The sequence below is a fragment of the Streptomyces sp. CB02058 genome, from assembly GCF_001905505.1.
GTDB lineage: Bacteria > Actinomycetota > Actinomycetes > Streptomycetales > Streptomycetaceae > Streptomyces.
Genome location: NZ_LIPG01000003.1, coordinates 785,710 through 800,851, shown reverse-complemented (window position 1 = coordinate 800,851; position 15,142 = coordinate 785,710). Strand labels below are relative to the sequence as shown.

The window sequence follows — 15,142 nt, the reverse complement described above, 5'->3', positions numbered from 1 at the left end:
TGGCGCACCCCGCACAGCTCCTTCGCCCAGACCCGCGCGGGGTCCCCGGCGATCCGTATTTCTCTCTGGGCACCGGGCCCATCGGCGTAGCGCATGACAACTCCCCCCGCGCGTCCGGTCGTTCGCCGGTCGCGGGGGAACTCTACGGTCCGGCGGCTCGCCGCACGGGGGCCGGCCAGGACGTCGTAGGTGTGGAGTCGCACGCCACGCCCACGACGCCCGGGCCGGCCGTGTGTCGCCCGGTGACCGGCGTCGCCGGCCCTCCTCCGGCCGCGAGACGCCCGGCGCGCAGCTGACCTTCTCCCCCACCGGGTACGGGACGGATCGCGTCCCGGTCCCACGGTGCGGCAAGTGATCACCGGCTGCTGCCGGACGGACCCGGCCGATGGCTAGCGCACGCCCGGCAGCAGCGGTCCTGGTTCGGCGGAGGCGACGCCCGTCCCCTCCGTCTTCGGGTTGCGCCGCTGCCGTCTGGCCACCCAGGTGGCGAACCAGGAGAGCAGCATGCACATGCCGATGTAGATGGGCGAGATCACCATGACCACGGGGATGAACGGCAGATCGTAGTCGAGGTTCGACGCGATGAGCTTGCCCGCGTGGAGGAACTCCTCGTAGGTGATCAGATAGCCCAGCGAGGTGTCCTTGAGCGCCACCACCAGCTGGCTGATGATCGTGGGCAGCATCGCCCGCACCGCCTGAGGGGCCAGGACATGGGTGGTGACCTGCGTCTTGCGCATGCCCAGCGCGTACGCCGCCTCCCGCTGGCCCCGCTCCACCGAGTTGATTCCCGTGCGGAAGACCTCGGCGAGCACGGAGCCGTTGTAGAGGGTCAGGCCGGCCACCAGCGCGGGCAGCGGCTGGACCTTGAGCGCGACGAAGATGAAGAAGATCATCACCAGCACGGGCATCGCCCGGAAGAACTCGACCAGCAGGGTCGAGACCCAGCGCACCGCCCTGTGGTCGGAGAGCCGCCCCACGGCGAGCACGGCCCCGAGCACGAGGGAGAGCACCGCCGCGTAGGCGAAGGCCTTGAGGGTGTTGCCGAGTCCTCTCAGCAGCAGTTCCTGGATGCCCACGTAGGTGAAGGGCGTCCACTTGGCGCTGGTGAACTGGCCGGTGTCGAAGAGCAGATAGATGATCCAGCCGAGCAGCGCGAGGATCGCGATCGTCGAGACGACGCCGTAGGTGAAGTGCCGTTTGCGGGTGACCGGGCCGGGGATGTCGTAGAGCGCGGTCGCGGTGGTGGTGGAGTGGGTCATCGGGCGACTCCCCAGCGCTTCTCCAACACGTTGAAGAGGGCGCTGATGGCGAGGGTGATGATCAGATATCCGACAGCGATCCAGACGAAGGACCAGATGATGCTGTAGCCGAGTTCGTTGAGCGTCTTGTAGGTGCCGAGCAGCTCCGTGACGCTGAAGGCTCCGGCGATCGCGGAGTTCTTCGCGAGCGCGATCAGGGTCGATCCCACGGGTGGGATCACCGACCGGAAGGCCTGCGGCAGCACCACGCTGCCGAGCGTCTGGTTGAAGGACATTCCCAGACTGCGGGCCGCCTCGCCCTGTCCGGTCGGCACGGTGTTGATCCCGGACCGCAGGGCCTCGCAGATGAAGGCCGAGGTGTAGCAGCCGAGGGCGAGCACCGCGAAGACCTGGAAGGGGAGGACCAGGCCGAAGCGCGGCAGTCCCAGCAGCACGGCGAAGAACAGCAGTGTCAGCGGGGTGTTGCGCAGCACCGCCACCCAGACGGTGCCGATCACCCGGAGCGAGCCGACCGGCGCGACCCGGAAGGACGCCATCACGAACCCGAGTACCAGCGCCAGGACGGAGGCGTACACGGTGAGTTCGACGGTGCCGAGGAAGCCCTTGCCGTAGAGCGACCAGTTCTCTGTCAGTACATCCATGGTGGTGGCCTGCCCCTCAGGTCGCCGGGTAGCGGTCGATGGGCGGGGGTGTCGGCGCGGGCACCCCGGACAGCCCGAGGGTCGCCTCGAACGCCTTCTTCCAGTTCCCGTTCTTCTCGTTGGCCTCCAGCGCGTCGTCGAGCGCGAAGCGCAGCGCGTTGTCACTGCGCGGGACGCCGATGCCGTACGGCTCCTCGGAGAAGGGTTTGCCGACCACCTTCATCTCGTCCGGCGCCTTGGCCGCGAAGCCCAGCAGGATGGCGTCGTCGGTGGTGACGGCGTCGACCTGGAAGGTCAGCAGGTTGTCGACACAGATCGAGTACGTGTCGTAGGCGACGAGGTCCGCCTCGGGGAAGTCCGCGGCGATGCGCTGGTAGGGGGTGGACCCGGCGGCCGAGCAGACGGTCTTGCCGGCGAGGTCCTGCGGGCCCTTGATGTCGTTCTCGTCGGTGCGCACCAGCAGGCCCTGGCCGGCCATGTAGTACGGCCCGGCGAAGCCGACGAGCTTCTTGCGCATGTCGTTGATCGTGTAGGTGCCGACGTAGTAGTCGATCTGCCCGTTCTGGAGCGCCGTCTCGCGGTTGGCGGAGGCGATGGTCCGGAAGCGGATCGTGTCCGGCTCGAAGCCGAGCGAGGCCGCCATCATGCGGGCGATCTCGATGTCGAAGCCCGAGTAGATCCCGGTGGCCGGGTCCTTCTCTCCGAGGTAGGGCTGGTCCTCCTTGGCTCCGACGACGAGGTAGCCGCGCTTCCTCGCCTTCGTCCAGGTCTTGGACTCCGGCAGTTCGAAGCCGGTGTCGACGGTGTACTGGGGCAGCGCCCCGGCCTTCGGCCCCTTGACCGGTGGGCTGCCCTCCCTGCCGCAGCCGGCGGCGAGCGCCACGATCAGGAGGCAGGCCAGCACGGCCGCGATGTTTCTCGTACGCAACACGGTGCCCCCCGTCAGTGCTTGAGGATCTTGGACAGGAAGTCCTTGGCGCGGTCGCTCTCCGGCGCGGTGAAGAAGTCCTCCGGGGTGCGGTCCTCGACGATGCGGCCGTCGGCCATGAAGACCACGCGGTTGGCGGCGGACCGGGCGAATCCCATCTCGTGGGTGACGACGACCATGGTCATGCCCTCGCGGGCGAGCTGCTGCATGACCTCCAGGACCTCGTTGATCATCTCCGGGTCGAGCGCGGAGGTGGGCTCGTCGAACAGGAGCGCCTTGGGGTCCATGGCGAGGGCGCGGGCGATCGCGACGCGCTGCTGCTGGCCGCCGGAGAGCTGGGCGGGCAGCTTGTCGGCCTGCGAGGCGAGCCCGACCCGCTCCAGCAGCTCCCGGGAGCGCCGGTCGGCCTCGTCCTTCTTGCGCTTGCGGACCTTGAGCTGGGCGAGCGAGACGTTCGCCAGCACGGTCTTGTGGGCGAAGAGGTTGAACGACTGGAAGACCATGCCCACTTCGGCCCGGAGCTCCGCGAGTCCCTTCCCCTCCTCGGGGAGGGGCTTCCCGTCGATGGCGATGTGACCGGACTCGATCGTCTCGAGTCTGTTGATGGTCCGGCAGAGCGTCGACTTACCCGATCCGGAGGGGCCGATGACCACGACCACCTCCCCGCGGCCGACGGTGAGATTGATGTTCTGCAGTACGTGCAACTTCCCGAAGTACTTGTTGACGTCCCGCAGCTCGATCAACGGATCGACGGCCATACGCTGCCCTACCCACTTATCGCTTGTGTCGAGGTCAGCGCAAACTATCCAGGGCGAACACGCACTTCGGAGCCGACACGCACCAACAGCGCATAAGGCTGTTTATCGCGTTTTGGCCTCCGGCCCGCTCTCCGCCGACTCCGCGTACATCTCGGAGAGCTCGGGGCTGCCGGACATCGCCCAGTCCAGGCCGGCGGCGACCACGTCGATCTCGCGCCCCGACGCCAGCCGCACGACGGGCTGTCCACCCGCCAGGATGTCCCAGACCGCGCCGGGGACCGTACGCACGAGTACGGTGCCGAGGTACAGGCCCGCGTCGTTGCCCACCCAGGGCAGCTCCTCGGGATCGTCGCGCCAGACCGGCGTCAGCTGGTCGAGTGCGGCCAACGAGGCCGGGCTGTCGTCGAGTTCGAGACCCCGTTGCCCCGCGCGCGAGCGCAGCAGCTCGCACTCCGCGAACAGCTCGGCGACCCCGTCGGGGTCGGTCCGGACGGCGGCCGCGAGGGAGCCCGGAGGCGTACCGCCCTGTCGCTTGCGCCAGTTGTCCAGGAAGGGGATGTTCATGATCGATTCCCTTGGGAGGCCGAAGCTCCGGGCTTCGGGCCGGACCGGGCACCGGAGGAGCCGCTCCTGATCGGCGAGTGAGCCACGTATGGCTCCGGTTGGCCTGCGTTCGCCATGTTCATCTCCCACTCGGCTCCCATTCACACCACGGCACCACGGGGAACAACTCGTCCTGAAGCACCGCCATCAGGATCACCATGACACAAAACCGGCCCCGGTTCCCGGCACCTTCGAGGGCGCACACGACCTGCTCACACGACTACCGAACGGTAGCTCGGGGGCGCCCGGCGGCCGGCGCCCGGGACGGTACGGCAGACCGCCCCCGCATCCGGCGGCAGGATCGGCGGGACGATCCCGGCCCTCGGCACCAACTCCCCTGCGGCCACGGACCGGACCGGCACGGCGGAGTCCGCACGGGTGGGGACGCGGCCCGCACCATCGCGAGGCACGTCCGGGACCTCGCCGGAGGGCGGGCCGGGGCTGGTGTCTAGGGTACGGGCATGACGTCGCAGAACTATCTCTCCGAACTGTTCTCACTGGAAGGCCGCGTCGCTGTGGTGACCGGTGGCAGCTCAGGCATCGGCCGGGGCATCACGGAGGCTCTCGCTCGCGCGGGCGCGAGCGTCGTGGTCGTGGCCCGCCGGGAGGCGGAGCTGAGGAAGACCGTCGACGAACTCACCGCGGGCGGCTGCCGGGCGGCCTGGGTGAGCGCCGACCTCGGGACCGCCGAGGGCGTGCGGCTGGCGGGGGACGAGGCCGCGGCCGTGTTCGGTGAGCCGGACATCCTGGTCAACTCCGCGGGCATCAATCTGCGGCCGCCGATGAGCGAGCTGGACGAGGAGACCTGGGACACCACGATGACGGTGAACCTCAAGGCGCCCTATCTGCTGGGCCGCCGGTTCGGCCCCGGCATGGCCGAGCGCGGCTTCGGCCGGATCATCCACATCACGTCCCAGCAGGCGCACCGGGCGTTCGTGCAGAGCGGGGCGTACGGAGTCTCCAAGGGTGCGCTGGAGTCGCTGGCGCGCTCGCAGGCCGAAGCCTGGTCTCCGTACGGCGTCACCTGCAACACCCTTGTGCCCGGCTTCGTGATGACGCCGCTGAACGAGCGGCTGTCGTCGGACCCCGAGCGGGTGGCGGCCCTGGCCGCCCGCACGATGGTGGGACGCAACGGGCTGGCCGAGGACTTCGCCGGCGCCGCGGTGTTCCTGGCGAGCACGGCCTCGGCGTACGTCACCGGGCAGTCGGTCTTCGTCGACGGCGGGTTCTCGGTCCACTGAGCGGGTCCACCGGACCCACCGAGCGGTGCGCCGCCCGGTGATGCCCAGCGGCCCATCACGCCGGTGCCGCCCCGGTGAGGGGCGGCACCGGCGGTTCACGGACTCCTGGGAGCCAGGTTCTTTCGTCCGGGCAGGGCCGGGCAGGGAACGGGTCCGGTGCCGTGCCCCGTCAGCTCCCGGCGTCCGGAGCCGGCTCCTCCGCCTCGGCGGCCACCGCTGCCGCGACGGCGGACGACGCCGCGTCCTTGTCGATGCCCAGTCCCGTGAGGAGACCCGCGCCGCCCTCGAACTCCAGCACGGCCAGCAGGATGTGGCCGCTGCCGACGCATTCATGGCCGAGGCGCAGCGCCTCCCTGAAGGTGAGCTCCAGGACCTTGCGGGCTCCGGCGTCGTACGGGATGAGCTCGGGGACCTCGTCGGCCGCGGCCGGGAGCGCGAGGGCCGCCGCCTCCCGTGCCGCCTCCGGCGAGACCCCCAGCCCCGCGACGACCCGGGCGCCGAGCGATTCCGGCTGGGCGAGGAGACCCAGGACGAGGTGCGCCACTCCCACCTCGTCGTTGCGGGCGGCGTGGGCCTCGTTGCTCGCGCCCATGACGGCGTTCCTGGCCTCCGTGTCGAACTGGCCGAACCCCTGACTCGGGTCCAGCTCCGACGCCTCGCCGGGCTTCTTGGGCACGAACCGCTTCTGGGCGGCCTGCCGGGTGACTCCCATGCTGCGGCCGATGTCCGTCCAGGAGGCGCCGGAGCGGCGCGCCTGGTCCACGAAGTGACCGATGAGGTGATCGGCGATCTCCCCGAGGTGATCAGCGGCGATCACCGCCCCGGAGAGCTGCTCCAAGGCGTCGGCGTGGGTCTTCCTGATCGCCTCGATGAGGTCGTCGAGGCGGATCGGCGGGTTGGGGCGCAACGGCTTCGTCATGAGGCAACCCTAGGTTGACACCCCATGAACGTCAACCCGAAGTTGACACCTGGAGTGCCCTGGCCCGTGGTGCCCGGACGCCTCGGTGTCAGCGGCGGTTGAGCAGTCCGATGAGATCGGCAAGGTCGGCGGCGCCGGCCGGGTCATCCGCGTAGCGGGTGGTCTGAAGGGGGCCGACCTCGGGAAGGACGATGTCCTCCCGGGCCAGGACATGGACCAGGGTCACCAGCGCGGCGCGGGCATTGCCATCGGTGAAGGGGTGGAAGAACGCCACGTCGAGGTATGCGCGTGCCGCGCGTGCCGCCGGCGGGATGTCCGGGTCGGTCGTCCCGCGCAGACAGGAATCGAAGTCGGCCCGTGTGTGGGAGGTCAGGCCGTAGCGCTCGCGGCCGGCCTTCGCGTAGGCGTCGCTCACACGGAACGGCGCCCGTGTCGCGCCGAGGATTTCGCGCTGCCAACGGGCGAGCAGGGCGAAGTCCAGCGGGGTGCGGCGTGCGGCGTCCTCGCGGGCCAGGGCGTATGCGGCGAGCAGACGTTCAGCGCGATGCGGGTCGCGTCGGCGCACCGGCCCCTCGCACCAGGAGCGGAACCCGTCGCGGCCGGGTGGCACCCGCTCGAGGGCCGGTGCACGTTGCCAGTCGACCTCGCGGCGCACGCGCAGCCAGACCGAAAGGCTGTCAGTAGCGGTCATGGAGATCCTCCAGTGCCGCCCTCTCACGGTGGTCCTGATACGGGGCGTGGCCGGTGAGACCGACGGCGAGATCCTCACCGACGGATTCGATCAGCGTCCGTTCCGGGTGGACCCAGCTCGCGAACCGGCCACCGATGGCGTTCTCCACCGCCCGCGTGGCCTCGGCCCGGTCCATGCCGGAGCTGGTGAGGAACCAGCCCAGGACGATCGCCGCCTGACCGTGCCAGGCGCCCTCCGCGCCCGAGTCCAGCGCGTGGGTCACGAGCCGGACGCAGGCCCGTTCGAGGTGCCAGCTGCGGTGCTCGGGCGAGATGTCCGGCGGCGGCGCCAGTTCGGCGAAGCGCTGGGCCGTCCGCAGCAGCCACTGACGCCATTCCAGCAGCGCGGCCACGACGCGTTCCGCGGTCTCGTCCGGGGTCGTCACCGAGTCCGCCCCGCTGACCCAGTTGCCGATGGGCCCGCCGTCGCGGTAGCACCAGCTCCATCCCCAGGCCCAGTTGCCGTATCGCTCACGGATCATCGCGTCCACCTGGCTCTCGCACCAGCGCTCGCCCTCCCACCAGCCGGCCATGCCGGAGAGCACGGGTGGCACCCATGCGCGGACGAGCGAACGGAGGCGGGCATCCTCGTCCTCGTTCCAGACGAACGAGTTGCGGGCCGGGTCGAACGTCTCCCAGTTCCCGATGTCCTCGTAGGTGAGGCGGGGGACACGGTTGTCGGGGAAGGGCAGGGTGTCACGGTTGTACGTCAGGGCCGGCCACTCTTCCTGTCGGGAGCACACGCACGCCGTTAGGATCATCCCACCGCTCGTGGGGCTCACGTCGGCTGGAGTGACCGGCCAGGAGACCGGGACGGCCTGGACAGCACGGAAGAGCGACAGAGGGGTGTGCGATGGCCGGGGACCGCGACGGCATGGTCGTCTACTGGCGGCCCGGCTGCCCGTACTGCATGAAACTCCGGCTGCGGCTCCGCTTCTCCGGGCTCACCTACACCGAGGTGAACATCTGGCGGGACCAGGACGCCGCCGCCTACGTACGCTCGGTCGCCGACGGCAACGAGACCGTGCCGACGGTCTCCGTCGCGGGGCACGCCATGGTCAACCCCTCCAAGCGCGAGGTCGTGCGGGCCGTGACCGCACGCGCCCCGCACCTGCTGCCCGCGAAGGACGGGGCGGGGAAGAGTTGACCACGCGGCGGGCCGGAGAGGCTCCCCCGCGCCCCGGCTCCGCCCCGCTTCCTCAGACCTCCAGGTCCACGACCACCGGGGCGTGGTCCGACGCACCCTTGCCCTTGCGCTCCTCGCGGTCGACATAGCTGTCCTTGACCGCCGCCTGGAAGGGGGCGTTCCCGTAGACCAGGTCGATGCGCATGCCCTTGTTCTTCGGGAAGCGCAGCTGGCGGTAGTCCCAGTAGGTGTACGGGTGGGCGTACTTCAGGGGGCGCGGCACCACGTCGAGGAGCCCCTCCTCGCGCAGCGCGGCGAGGGCGGCCCGCTCGGCGGGGGTGACATGGGTGGAGTCCACGAACTCCGCGGGGTCCCAGACGTCCTCGTCGGTCGGTGCGATGTTGAAGTCTCCGAGTACCGCGAACGGCAGCGCCCCGGCGGCGTCCGCCGCGACGGACTTCCTCAGGGCCTCCAGCCAGCGCAGCTTGTAGGCGTAGTGGTCGTGGTCGACCTCGCGGCCGTTGGGGACGTAGACCGACCAGACCCGGGCGGGGCCACAGGTGGCCGAGATTGCCCTCGGCTCCTGCACCCCCTCGTACTCCGGGCCGTCGGGCAGGCCCGTCACGACGTCCGTGAGGCCGACGCGGGAGAGCAGCGCGACGCCGTTCCACCGGCCCGTGGCGTTGACCGCGGACTCGTAGCCCAGCTCGCGCAGCGCCTCGGCGGGGAACTGCTCGAGCGTGCACTTGGTCTCCTGGACGCACAGCACGTCGGTGCCGCTGCTCTCCAGCCAGGCCAGCAGCCTCGGGAGCCGGGCCGTGATCGAATTGACGTTCCACGTGGCGATACGCATGCAGCCAACCTAACCGCTCCCACCGACAGCGGGCTCAGAGGCGGGTCGCGTCGCCCGGGGTCAGCCGGCTGTGGTCCGCTCCGCCGAGGGCGCCGATCTGCATGTCGTAGATCGGGCGGGCGAGGTCGGTGAGCAGGGCGTCGTGGATGTCGATCGCGCGGCGCGGCTTCACCTCGCGTACGTAGTCGATGACCTCGGAGATCTTGCTCCAGGGAGCCATCACGGGCAGCATCAGCGTGTCCACCGGGTGATCGGGCACCGTGAGGGCGTCACCCGGGTGGAACACGGAACCGTCCACCAGGAAGCCGATGTTGGTGATCCGCGGGATGTCCGGGTGGATCACGGCGTGGAGTTCACCGTGCACCTGGACGTCGAACCCGGCGGCGGTGAACGTGTCGCCGTGGCCGACCGTGTGGACACGCCCCGGGAACGCGGCGGACAACTGCTCGGCCACGCTGCGCAGGGTCCACAACTGCGCGGCGGGATTGGACTCCAGGCCCGCGCGCAGCCGCGCCTCGTCGAAGTGGTCCGGGTGCTCGTGCGTCACGAGGAACGCGTCTGCCCCGGCGGTGGCGTCGTCCTCGGAGAACCCTCCGGGGTCGACGACGAGCGACCGGCCGTCCCGCTCCAGGCGGACGCACGAGTGGGTCTTCTTGGTCAGCGTGAGAGAAGAAGCGTTCATACCCCCATCCTGCTACGCGGGCGGAGTGGTTTCCTCCTGGATCACGGACTGCGCGATCTCGAACGCCGCGCCGGCCGCCGGCATGCCGCAGTAGACGGCGGTCTGGAGCAGCACCTCCTTGATCTCGACCGGCGTGAGTCCGTTGCGCAGGGCCGCCCTGATGTGCTGGGCGAGGCCTCCCAGGTGTCCGGAGGCGACGACCGCGGTGAGCGTGACGCAACTGCGCGACCTGCGGTCGAGTCCCTCACGGGTCCAGATCTCGCCCCAGGCGTAGCGGGTCAGGAGCTCCTGGTAGTCGTCGCTGAACCCGTCGGACGCGGCCGTCTCCGCGTTCACATGGGCGTCGCCCAGCACCTCGCGCCGGACCTTCATCCCCCGGTCGTAGAGGTCGCTGCGGGCCGGGGCGGAGGCGTCGGGCACCTCGGTCGCGGGAGCGATCTCGGCGACGGGGACGACCGGGGCGAAGGGGGTGGCGAAACCCGGGGAGGGCGGTACGGGGATGGACGCCTGGGTGTCCTGCCAGGACGTCGAGAAGTGCATGAGCAGCAGATCGGTGACGGCGGCCGGCTGCTCGACCGGCGCCAGGTGGCTGGCGCCCGGCACGAGGGCGAGCCGCGCGTCCGGAATGCCCGCGACGAGGGTCCGGGCCTCGGCGGGTCCGGTGACCTTGTCCTCGGCACCGACCAGGACGAGGGTCGGCACGCCGATGCGGGGCAGTTCCGTACGGATGTCGAAGGCGGCCAGGGCCTCGCAGGCGGCGATGTAGCAGCCGGGGTCGGTGGTGCGGACCATCTGTACGGCCCACTCGACGATGGCGGGCTGGGCGGCGGCGAAGCCGGGGGTGAACCAGCGTTCCGGTGAGGTGCGCGCGATCGGCTCCAGTCCGTTGCTGCGGACGATCACCCCGCGCTGGCGGAACTCGTCGGCGCTGCCGAAGCGCGGCGAGGCGGCGACCAGGGCGAGGGCGGCGACCCGGTGCGGGTGGCGCAGCGCGAGATCGGCGCCGACGGCGCCGCCGATGGCGCAGCCCGCGTACCCGAAGCGCTGCACTCCGAGGCTGTCCAGCGTGGCGAGGACACGGTCGGCGATGTCGGTGACCGCGGCGGCGGGGTGCGCGGGAGCCCCGCCGTGCCCCGGCAGGTCGTACCGGAAGATCCTCCAGTGCTGGGAGAGCTCGGGTATCTGGCGGTCCCACATGTGCCATGTCGTACCGAGTGACGGGCCGATCACCAGGACAGGGGCGTCTTCGGGGCCGTCGAAGCGGTATTGCATGGTTTCAGTCCTCGTCTCGCTCACCCTCCCACGCTCCCATATCTCACAATTCCACTCGGGAGGGGGTGGGGGACGCTCGCCAGACCTCCTCAGATGTCCATCACCGGACGAGAATCTCCACATCCGGCTTCGCATACCGACGCATCGTCGTGCGGGCGTCGGTGTGAGCCAGGGCGACGGTCATGCCGGATCGCCGGCGATCCGGGGAGCAATCCGGAGACGCTGCCGAGCGGGGTGAGGACTGCCTGCGTCCGGCGGCCCCGGGACGCCGGACGCAGGAACCGGACCACGGCACCGCCTCCCACCCGTCACCGACCGGCGCACGAGCGAGGCCCTGACCACCGCCCCTGACGCCGGCCGGGAGGTGCTACCAGTTGGTGATGTAGAAGCAGGACCACTGACCGAGGCCGCCGCTGTACTGGAAGGCCCACTTGATGTTCGTCCGGGTCTCCTTGCCGTACCCGCCGTCGGTGCCGATGCCCTCCTTGCCCTGGGCGTGGACAAGAGCGTCCTTGGTCTTGGCGCCGAAGATCCCGTCGGTGCTCAGACTGCGGCCGTAGCACTTGTTCAGCGTGATCTGCAACGCCTTGACCTCGGGTCCGCTGGCTCCCTGGTACATCTGGCAGTCCACGTTGTTGTTGTAGGCAGGAATGCTCGCGTGAAAGCCGGAGTTGGAGATCGTCCTGCCGACGGTGTCGTTGCAGTAGCCGGCATAGGCAGCGGCGGGTGTCGCGGCGACCATCCCGATGCCGGCGGCGGCGAGCGCGACCGCTGCGGCGGAGACACCGGCTTGAGCGCGCAGTGCTCGGAGCTTCTTCATACTTCCCCCTGGGTTCCTTGGCGTGGACGCTTCCCGTGAAGGCGTCCGCATGCGAGGTGACCGTCCGGAACGAGAGGTGGACCGTCCAGGGTCGCGACGTTCGCGTTCCGCCCGGTGAAGCCAACTGTCGCCCGCCCGGCCGGCGCCCGGCCACACCCTTGCCGCTGAACGCAAAAGCGCAGGTCGAGGGGGAGAACAAGCTGCTCGGCTTCCCTGCCACCGTCCGGCGTCGCGGCGATGCCCCACGAGGTGTCGTCGCAGTGCCGTGCCGTCGTGGCGCTGGACCGCGGCCGCCGCCCGCGTCTTCCCGTCGGCGTCCGCACAGAAAGAGATCATTCCGTGGACGGTGCGGCACCGGACGTCATAACATTCATCGAACGCCAATGCGCAGTCTCGCAGGGGGAATCGTGACGCCAGAGCTTGACACTTGCTTCGCCGCCATCAAGCAGGAATACGGCAAGGACTCGATCGAACGCGTCGAGGTCATGCTGGAGCCGCGGCGCAGGAGTGAGCAGCGGCATCCGCTCCAAAAAGGCGCAAAGTGGATACTGCCCGGCATATCACGGCAGCCGTGGCACGACCCCTACGCCTATCCCGAACTGACACCCGTGGTGCACGCGCTGGAGGAGAACCACGCCGCCATCAAGAGTGACCTGGAAACGGCCTGGGCGACGCAGCGCGAGCAGTTCTCGGACTACGAACATTATTTGGTGCGCCAGGAGAACTGGCAGGCTCTCTACCTCTACCGGGACGGCGCTCTGGTGGAGGACTCGGCGCCGGTCGCCCCGACCGCGTACAAGGTGCTGAAGGAAACGGCGGTCGACACGGATGTGATCTGCCCGCTCCTGGAATCGCATTTCTCCACGCTTCTCCCCGGGGCCGCGATCAAACCCCATTGCGATCTGTGGAACTTCAGCATCAATCTGCATCTCGCCATCGACATTCCGGGGGACTGCGCGGTCAGCGTCGCGGGCGAGGCGCGGGAATGGGAGGAAGGAAAGTGCCTGTTGTTCGACTATTCCTTCGAACATGAGGCGTGGAACCATTCCGACCGCACCCGCACCTGCCTGCTCGTCGACCTCTGGCACCCGGAGACGACGATCCCCGAACGCAGGGCGCTGACCGCACTGGTCACCGAGATCCAGAAGATGATGAGCGCCAGCTGAGGCGCGGACCGCACGTCAGGCGGCTTCGATCAGCTCCCGCAGCCGGTCGTAGCCGGGGGCGAGTGCGCGCAGTCCGGCGGCGACCGCCTTGTCGTTCCCCGTCACCAGCTCGTACTGGAGGGCGCCGAGCCGCCGGGCCTGTGCCGCCGCGGCCTCCGCGGCGCCGGACAGTCCGATCAGGTCGAAGCAGGTGGCGGCGTCCGAGAGCCGGCGGGCGCCGGCCCGGAGGCCGAAGCTCTCCAGCATGTGCCGGGTCTCGGGGTCGAGTCCGCGTTCCAGCCGGCCGGAGAGTTCCGCGAGGGCGTCGGCCCCGCCCGACGACCCGGGCGCGTTGGGCAGGTCGTACCGCCCGGCCAGCCAGCTCGCCGCCGCCGGGAGCGAGGCCCGCAGGGCGTCGGCCGGGGCGACCTCCCTCTCGCGCAGGAACCCGGTGCGCATGACGTACGGAGTCTCGATGTACGCGACCTCGTCGGCCCGCCACGCCTCCATGAAGGCGTCCGACGGCATCGACGCGTAGGGGTGGCCGTGCGGGTCGTGGAAGACGACCATGTCCTCGGTCACCTCGAGGACGACCACGTAGTGGTCCGCGCCCTGCGCCGTACCGGAGCCGGGCTGATGCAGCAACAGACCCATGTCCAGCGGACCGACGAGCACCGGCCCCTGCTCGCTCGCCGCACGGAGCCGCTTCGCGGCGTCCTCGGGGGAACCGCCCTCGGTGCGCTCGCAGCGCAGGCCCAGCAGTTCGACGGCCGCATTCAGTCCGATTTCCGGATCCCAGCCGTACGGGTCGAAAAAGGGAACTGTCCCTCCGATGAGCTGAACACCGAACGGTGAACCGGTCAGACACTCCACGATGTGCGTTCCAGGGGCTTTTGCACCCAACACCATCGTCAGCGAGTTGGTGTAACAGTAAGGACCGGATCCCACGTACGGAAAACGCATGGTGCAGATCTCCATCTTGACGTTCGAGAGAAATTCGGACAGCGTATCACCATGGAGCAACTGACCCAGGCCCCACCGTCTCAGACCCTGACACCCTGCACCATAGTCGACCAGAAGCGACTCTTCGAGCTGTATCAATCCGTGCCGGACGCACAGGCATACGCCGAGCTGCTGAAAATGGAACAGGAATGGATAGTTCCGCTCGCTGGGCAATTCACGGACGAGGCCCCTTCCTTCACGTCCGTCGCGGAACTCATGACCGCGATGAAGGAATTCCTCGTGGAGGAGGGAAGGAGCTCGTCGGAGAACCACCGATTCCTCGCCCAGGACGCCACGTACGAACAATTCAAGTACGTCGTACGCGAGTTCGCGGTGGACGGACTGACCGAGTCCCTCTCCCTGCTCGCCGTGGTCCCGCGCCTTCCGTACCGATCGGGCATGGCGGTATTCCGGGTGCTCATCGACGAACTCGGCTGCGGCAACGAGGCCCAGGCCCATTCGCAGCTCTACCGCGATCTGCTCACCGAGCTCGACATGCCCACGGACATGAACAGCTATCTGGATATCGGTCCCGAGAGCTACTCCTATGTGAATCTCTTCCACTGGCTCGCGAACAGGGCCGAATCACCCGAGTATTTTCTGGGCGGTTACGCCTACTTCGAGGCGAGCGTCCTCTACGGCTTCCAGAGCTTCGCGCACGCGGCCCGGCGGCTGAAGATCAAGAACCACGCCTACTACACCGAGCACCTCTACATCGACAACTTCCACAGCAAGCAGATGCGCACAGCGATCCGTGAGAAGCAGGCCGAGACCGGCATCGATCTGGCGAAGGTCTGGGCAGGCGTCCGGATCACCAGCGCGATCGTTGGGCACGCCACCGAGATGGCGATATTCAGGTCCAGGAGCGTCGGACAGTCATGAGCGAAGACGAACAGCAGAAGCCGGTGCGGGTCCGTGAGGTGAGCGAGGACGTGATCGCCGTCGAACTGCCCGGCGGCACGGTGCTGACCGACGCGGTCTGCCCGCACCGCAAGGGACGGTTGAGGTTCGGATACGTCGACGCGGACAGGATGCGCATCACCTGCCCGCTGCACCACTCGACCTTCAGCCTGGAGAACGGCCGCCGGCTGGCGGGTCCCGTCTGCGACGCGTTGCGCATCCACGAGCAGGGGACGCCCGGCTGAGGAACGCCCGCGACGCCGC

The 15,142-nt window shown here is 69.3% G+C and carries 18 protein-coding genes; 5 read left to right on the top strand and 13 right to left on the bottom strand.

The window, feature by feature from the left end; all coding sequences use genetic code 11:
* Nucleotides 1-389: 389 nt before the first annotated feature.
* The 5 genes from AMK10_RS17070 to AMK10_RS17050 form a co-directional block, all read right to left on the bottom strand.
* On the bottom strand, nt 390-1,259 hold the full coding sequence (locus AMK10_RS17070) for an amino acid ABC transporter permease (RefSeq protein WP_073748647.1): 870 nt from the start codon (nt 1,257-1,259) through the stop codon (nt 390-392).
* Entirely contained in the window at nt 1,256-1,900 is a 645-nt protein-coding gene (locus AMK10_RS17065) for an amino acid ABC transporter permease (protein ID WP_073748646.1), read from the bottom strand. Before AMK10_RS17065 ends, AMK10_RS17070 begins: the two co-directional genes overlap by 4 nt.
* Nucleotides 1,901-1,916: 16 nt before the next feature.
* Nucleotides 1,917-2,831 carry a glutamate ABC transporter substrate-binding protein gene (locus AMK10_RS17060; RefSeq protein WP_073748645.1) on the bottom strand — a complete coding sequence of 305 codons (915 nt, stop codon included), beginning with the start codon at nt 2,829-2,831 and terminating at the stop codon, nt 1,917-1,919.
* An 11-nt stretch (nt 2,832-2,842) separates the two neighbouring features.
* Entirely contained in the window at nt 2,843-3,586 is a 744-nt protein-coding gene (locus tag AMK10_RS17055; protein WP_073748644.1) for an amino acid ABC transporter ATP-binding protein, read from the bottom strand.
* 102 nt (nt 3,587-3,688) lie between these two features.
* Nucleotides 3,689-4,150 carry a DUF6278 family protein gene (locus tag AMK10_RS17050; protein ID WP_073748643.1) on the bottom strand — a complete coding sequence of 154 codons (462 nt, stop codon included), beginning with the start codon at nt 4,148-4,150 and terminating at the stop codon, nt 3,689-3,691.
* Between the two features lie 500 nt (nt 4,151-4,650).
* On the opposite strand from AMK10_RS17050, the gene AMK10_RS17045 reads away from it, so the two are divergent.
* A complete protein-coding gene (locus AMK10_RS17045) occupies nt 4,651-5,430 on the top strand; it encodes an SDR family NAD(P)-dependent oxidoreductase (protein ID WP_073748642.1) in 780 nt (259 codons plus the stop codon).
* 169 nt (nt 5,431-5,599) lie between these two features.
* Here the strand turns inward: AMK10_RS17045 and AMK10_RS17040 are convergent, their stop codons facing one another.
* The 3 genes from AMK10_RS17040 to AMK10_RS17030 form a co-directional block, all read right to left on the bottom strand.
* Nucleotides 5,600-6,349, bottom strand: coding sequence for a Clp protease N-terminal domain-containing protein (locus AMK10_RS17040; RefSeq protein ID WP_073748641.1), 750 nt, complete (start codon nt 6,347-6,349; stop codon nt 5,600-5,602).
* Between the two features lie 88 nt (nt 6,350-6,437).
* Nucleotides 6,438-7,040: a Fic family protein gene (locus AMK10_RS17035; protein ID WP_241839563.1), complete on the bottom strand. Its 603-nt coding sequence runs from the start codon at nt 7,038-7,040 to the stop codon at nt 6,438-6,440.
* Nucleotides 7,027-7,821, bottom strand: coding sequence for a hypothetical protein (locus tag AMK10_RS17030; protein WP_241839562.1), 795 nt, complete (start codon nt 7,819-7,821; stop codon nt 7,027-7,029). Before AMK10_RS17030 ends, AMK10_RS17035 begins: the two co-directional genes overlap by 14 nt.
* Nucleotides 7,822-7,931: 110 nt before the next feature.
* On the opposite strand from AMK10_RS17030, the gene AMK10_RS17025 reads away from it, so the two are divergent.
* Nucleotides 7,932-8,225, top strand: coding sequence for a mycoredoxin (locus AMK10_RS17025; protein ID WP_073748640.1), 294 nt, complete (start codon nt 7,932-7,934; stop codon nt 8,223-8,225).
* A 52-nt stretch (nt 8,226-8,277) separates the two neighbouring features.
* Here AMK10_RS17025 and AMK10_RS17020 read toward each other — a convergent pair whose 3' ends face one another.
* From AMK10_RS17020 to AMK10_RS37425, 4 genes are all read right to left on the bottom strand, one after another.
* On the bottom strand, nt 8,278-9,057 hold the full coding sequence (locus tag AMK10_RS17020) for an exodeoxyribonuclease III (protein ID WP_073748639.1): 780 nt from the start codon (nt 9,055-9,057) through the stop codon (nt 8,278-8,280).
* Between the two features lie 34 nt (nt 9,058-9,091).
* Nucleotides 9,092-9,739: an MBL fold metallo-hydrolase gene (locus AMK10_RS17015; protein ID WP_073748638.1), complete on the bottom strand. Its 648-nt coding sequence runs from the start codon at nt 9,737-9,739 to the stop codon at nt 9,092-9,094.
* A 12-nt stretch (nt 9,740-9,751) separates the two neighbouring features.
* Entirely contained in the window at nt 9,752-11,011 is a 1,260-nt protein-coding gene (gene pcaDC, locus AMK10_RS17010; RefSeq protein WP_382565035.1) for a bifunctional 3-oxoadipate enol-lactonase/4-carboxymuconolactone decarboxylase PcaDC, read from the bottom strand.
* A 367-nt stretch (nt 11,012-11,378) separates the two neighbouring features.
* Complete coding sequence (locus tag AMK10_RS37425; protein WP_073748636.1) at nt 11,379-11,831, bottom strand: peptidoglycan-binding domain-containing protein; 453 nt, start codon at nt 11,829-11,831, stop codon at nt 11,379-11,381.
* Between the two features lie 407 nt (nt 11,832-12,238).
* Here AMK10_RS37425 and AMK10_RS17000 point away from each other — a divergent pair, with 407 nt between their 5' ends.
* Nucleotides 12,239-12,997 carry an aspartyl/asparaginyl beta-hydroxylase domain-containing protein gene (locus AMK10_RS17000; protein ID WP_079180734.1) on the top strand — a complete coding sequence of 253 codons (759 nt, stop codon included), beginning with the start codon at nt 12,239-12,241 and terminating at the stop codon, nt 12,995-12,997.
* A gap of 15 nt (nt 12,998-13,012) precedes the next feature.
* On the opposite strand, the gene AMK10_RS16995 is transcribed toward AMK10_RS17000, so the two are convergent.
* Nucleotides 13,013-13,939, bottom strand: coding sequence for a hypothetical protein (locus AMK10_RS16995; protein ID WP_073749305.1), 927 nt, complete (start codon nt 13,937-13,939; stop codon nt 13,013-13,015).
* Between the two features lie 255 nt (nt 13,940-14,194).
* Here AMK10_RS16995 and AMK10_RS16990 point away from each other — a divergent pair, with 255 nt between their 5' ends.
* Nucleotides 14,195-14,860: an iron-containing redox enzyme family protein gene (locus AMK10_RS16990; protein WP_241839561.1), complete on the top strand. Its 666-nt coding sequence runs from the start codon at nt 14,195-14,197 to the stop codon at nt 14,858-14,860.
* Nucleotides 14,857-15,123, top strand: a complete 267-nt coding sequence (locus tag AMK10_RS16985) for a Rieske (2Fe-2S) protein (RefSeq protein ID WP_073748633.1) — start codon at nt 14,857-14,859, stop codon at nt 15,121-15,123. Before AMK10_RS16990 ends, AMK10_RS16985 begins: the two co-directional genes overlap by 4 nt.
* Nucleotides 15,124-15,142: the final 19 nt, after the last annotated feature.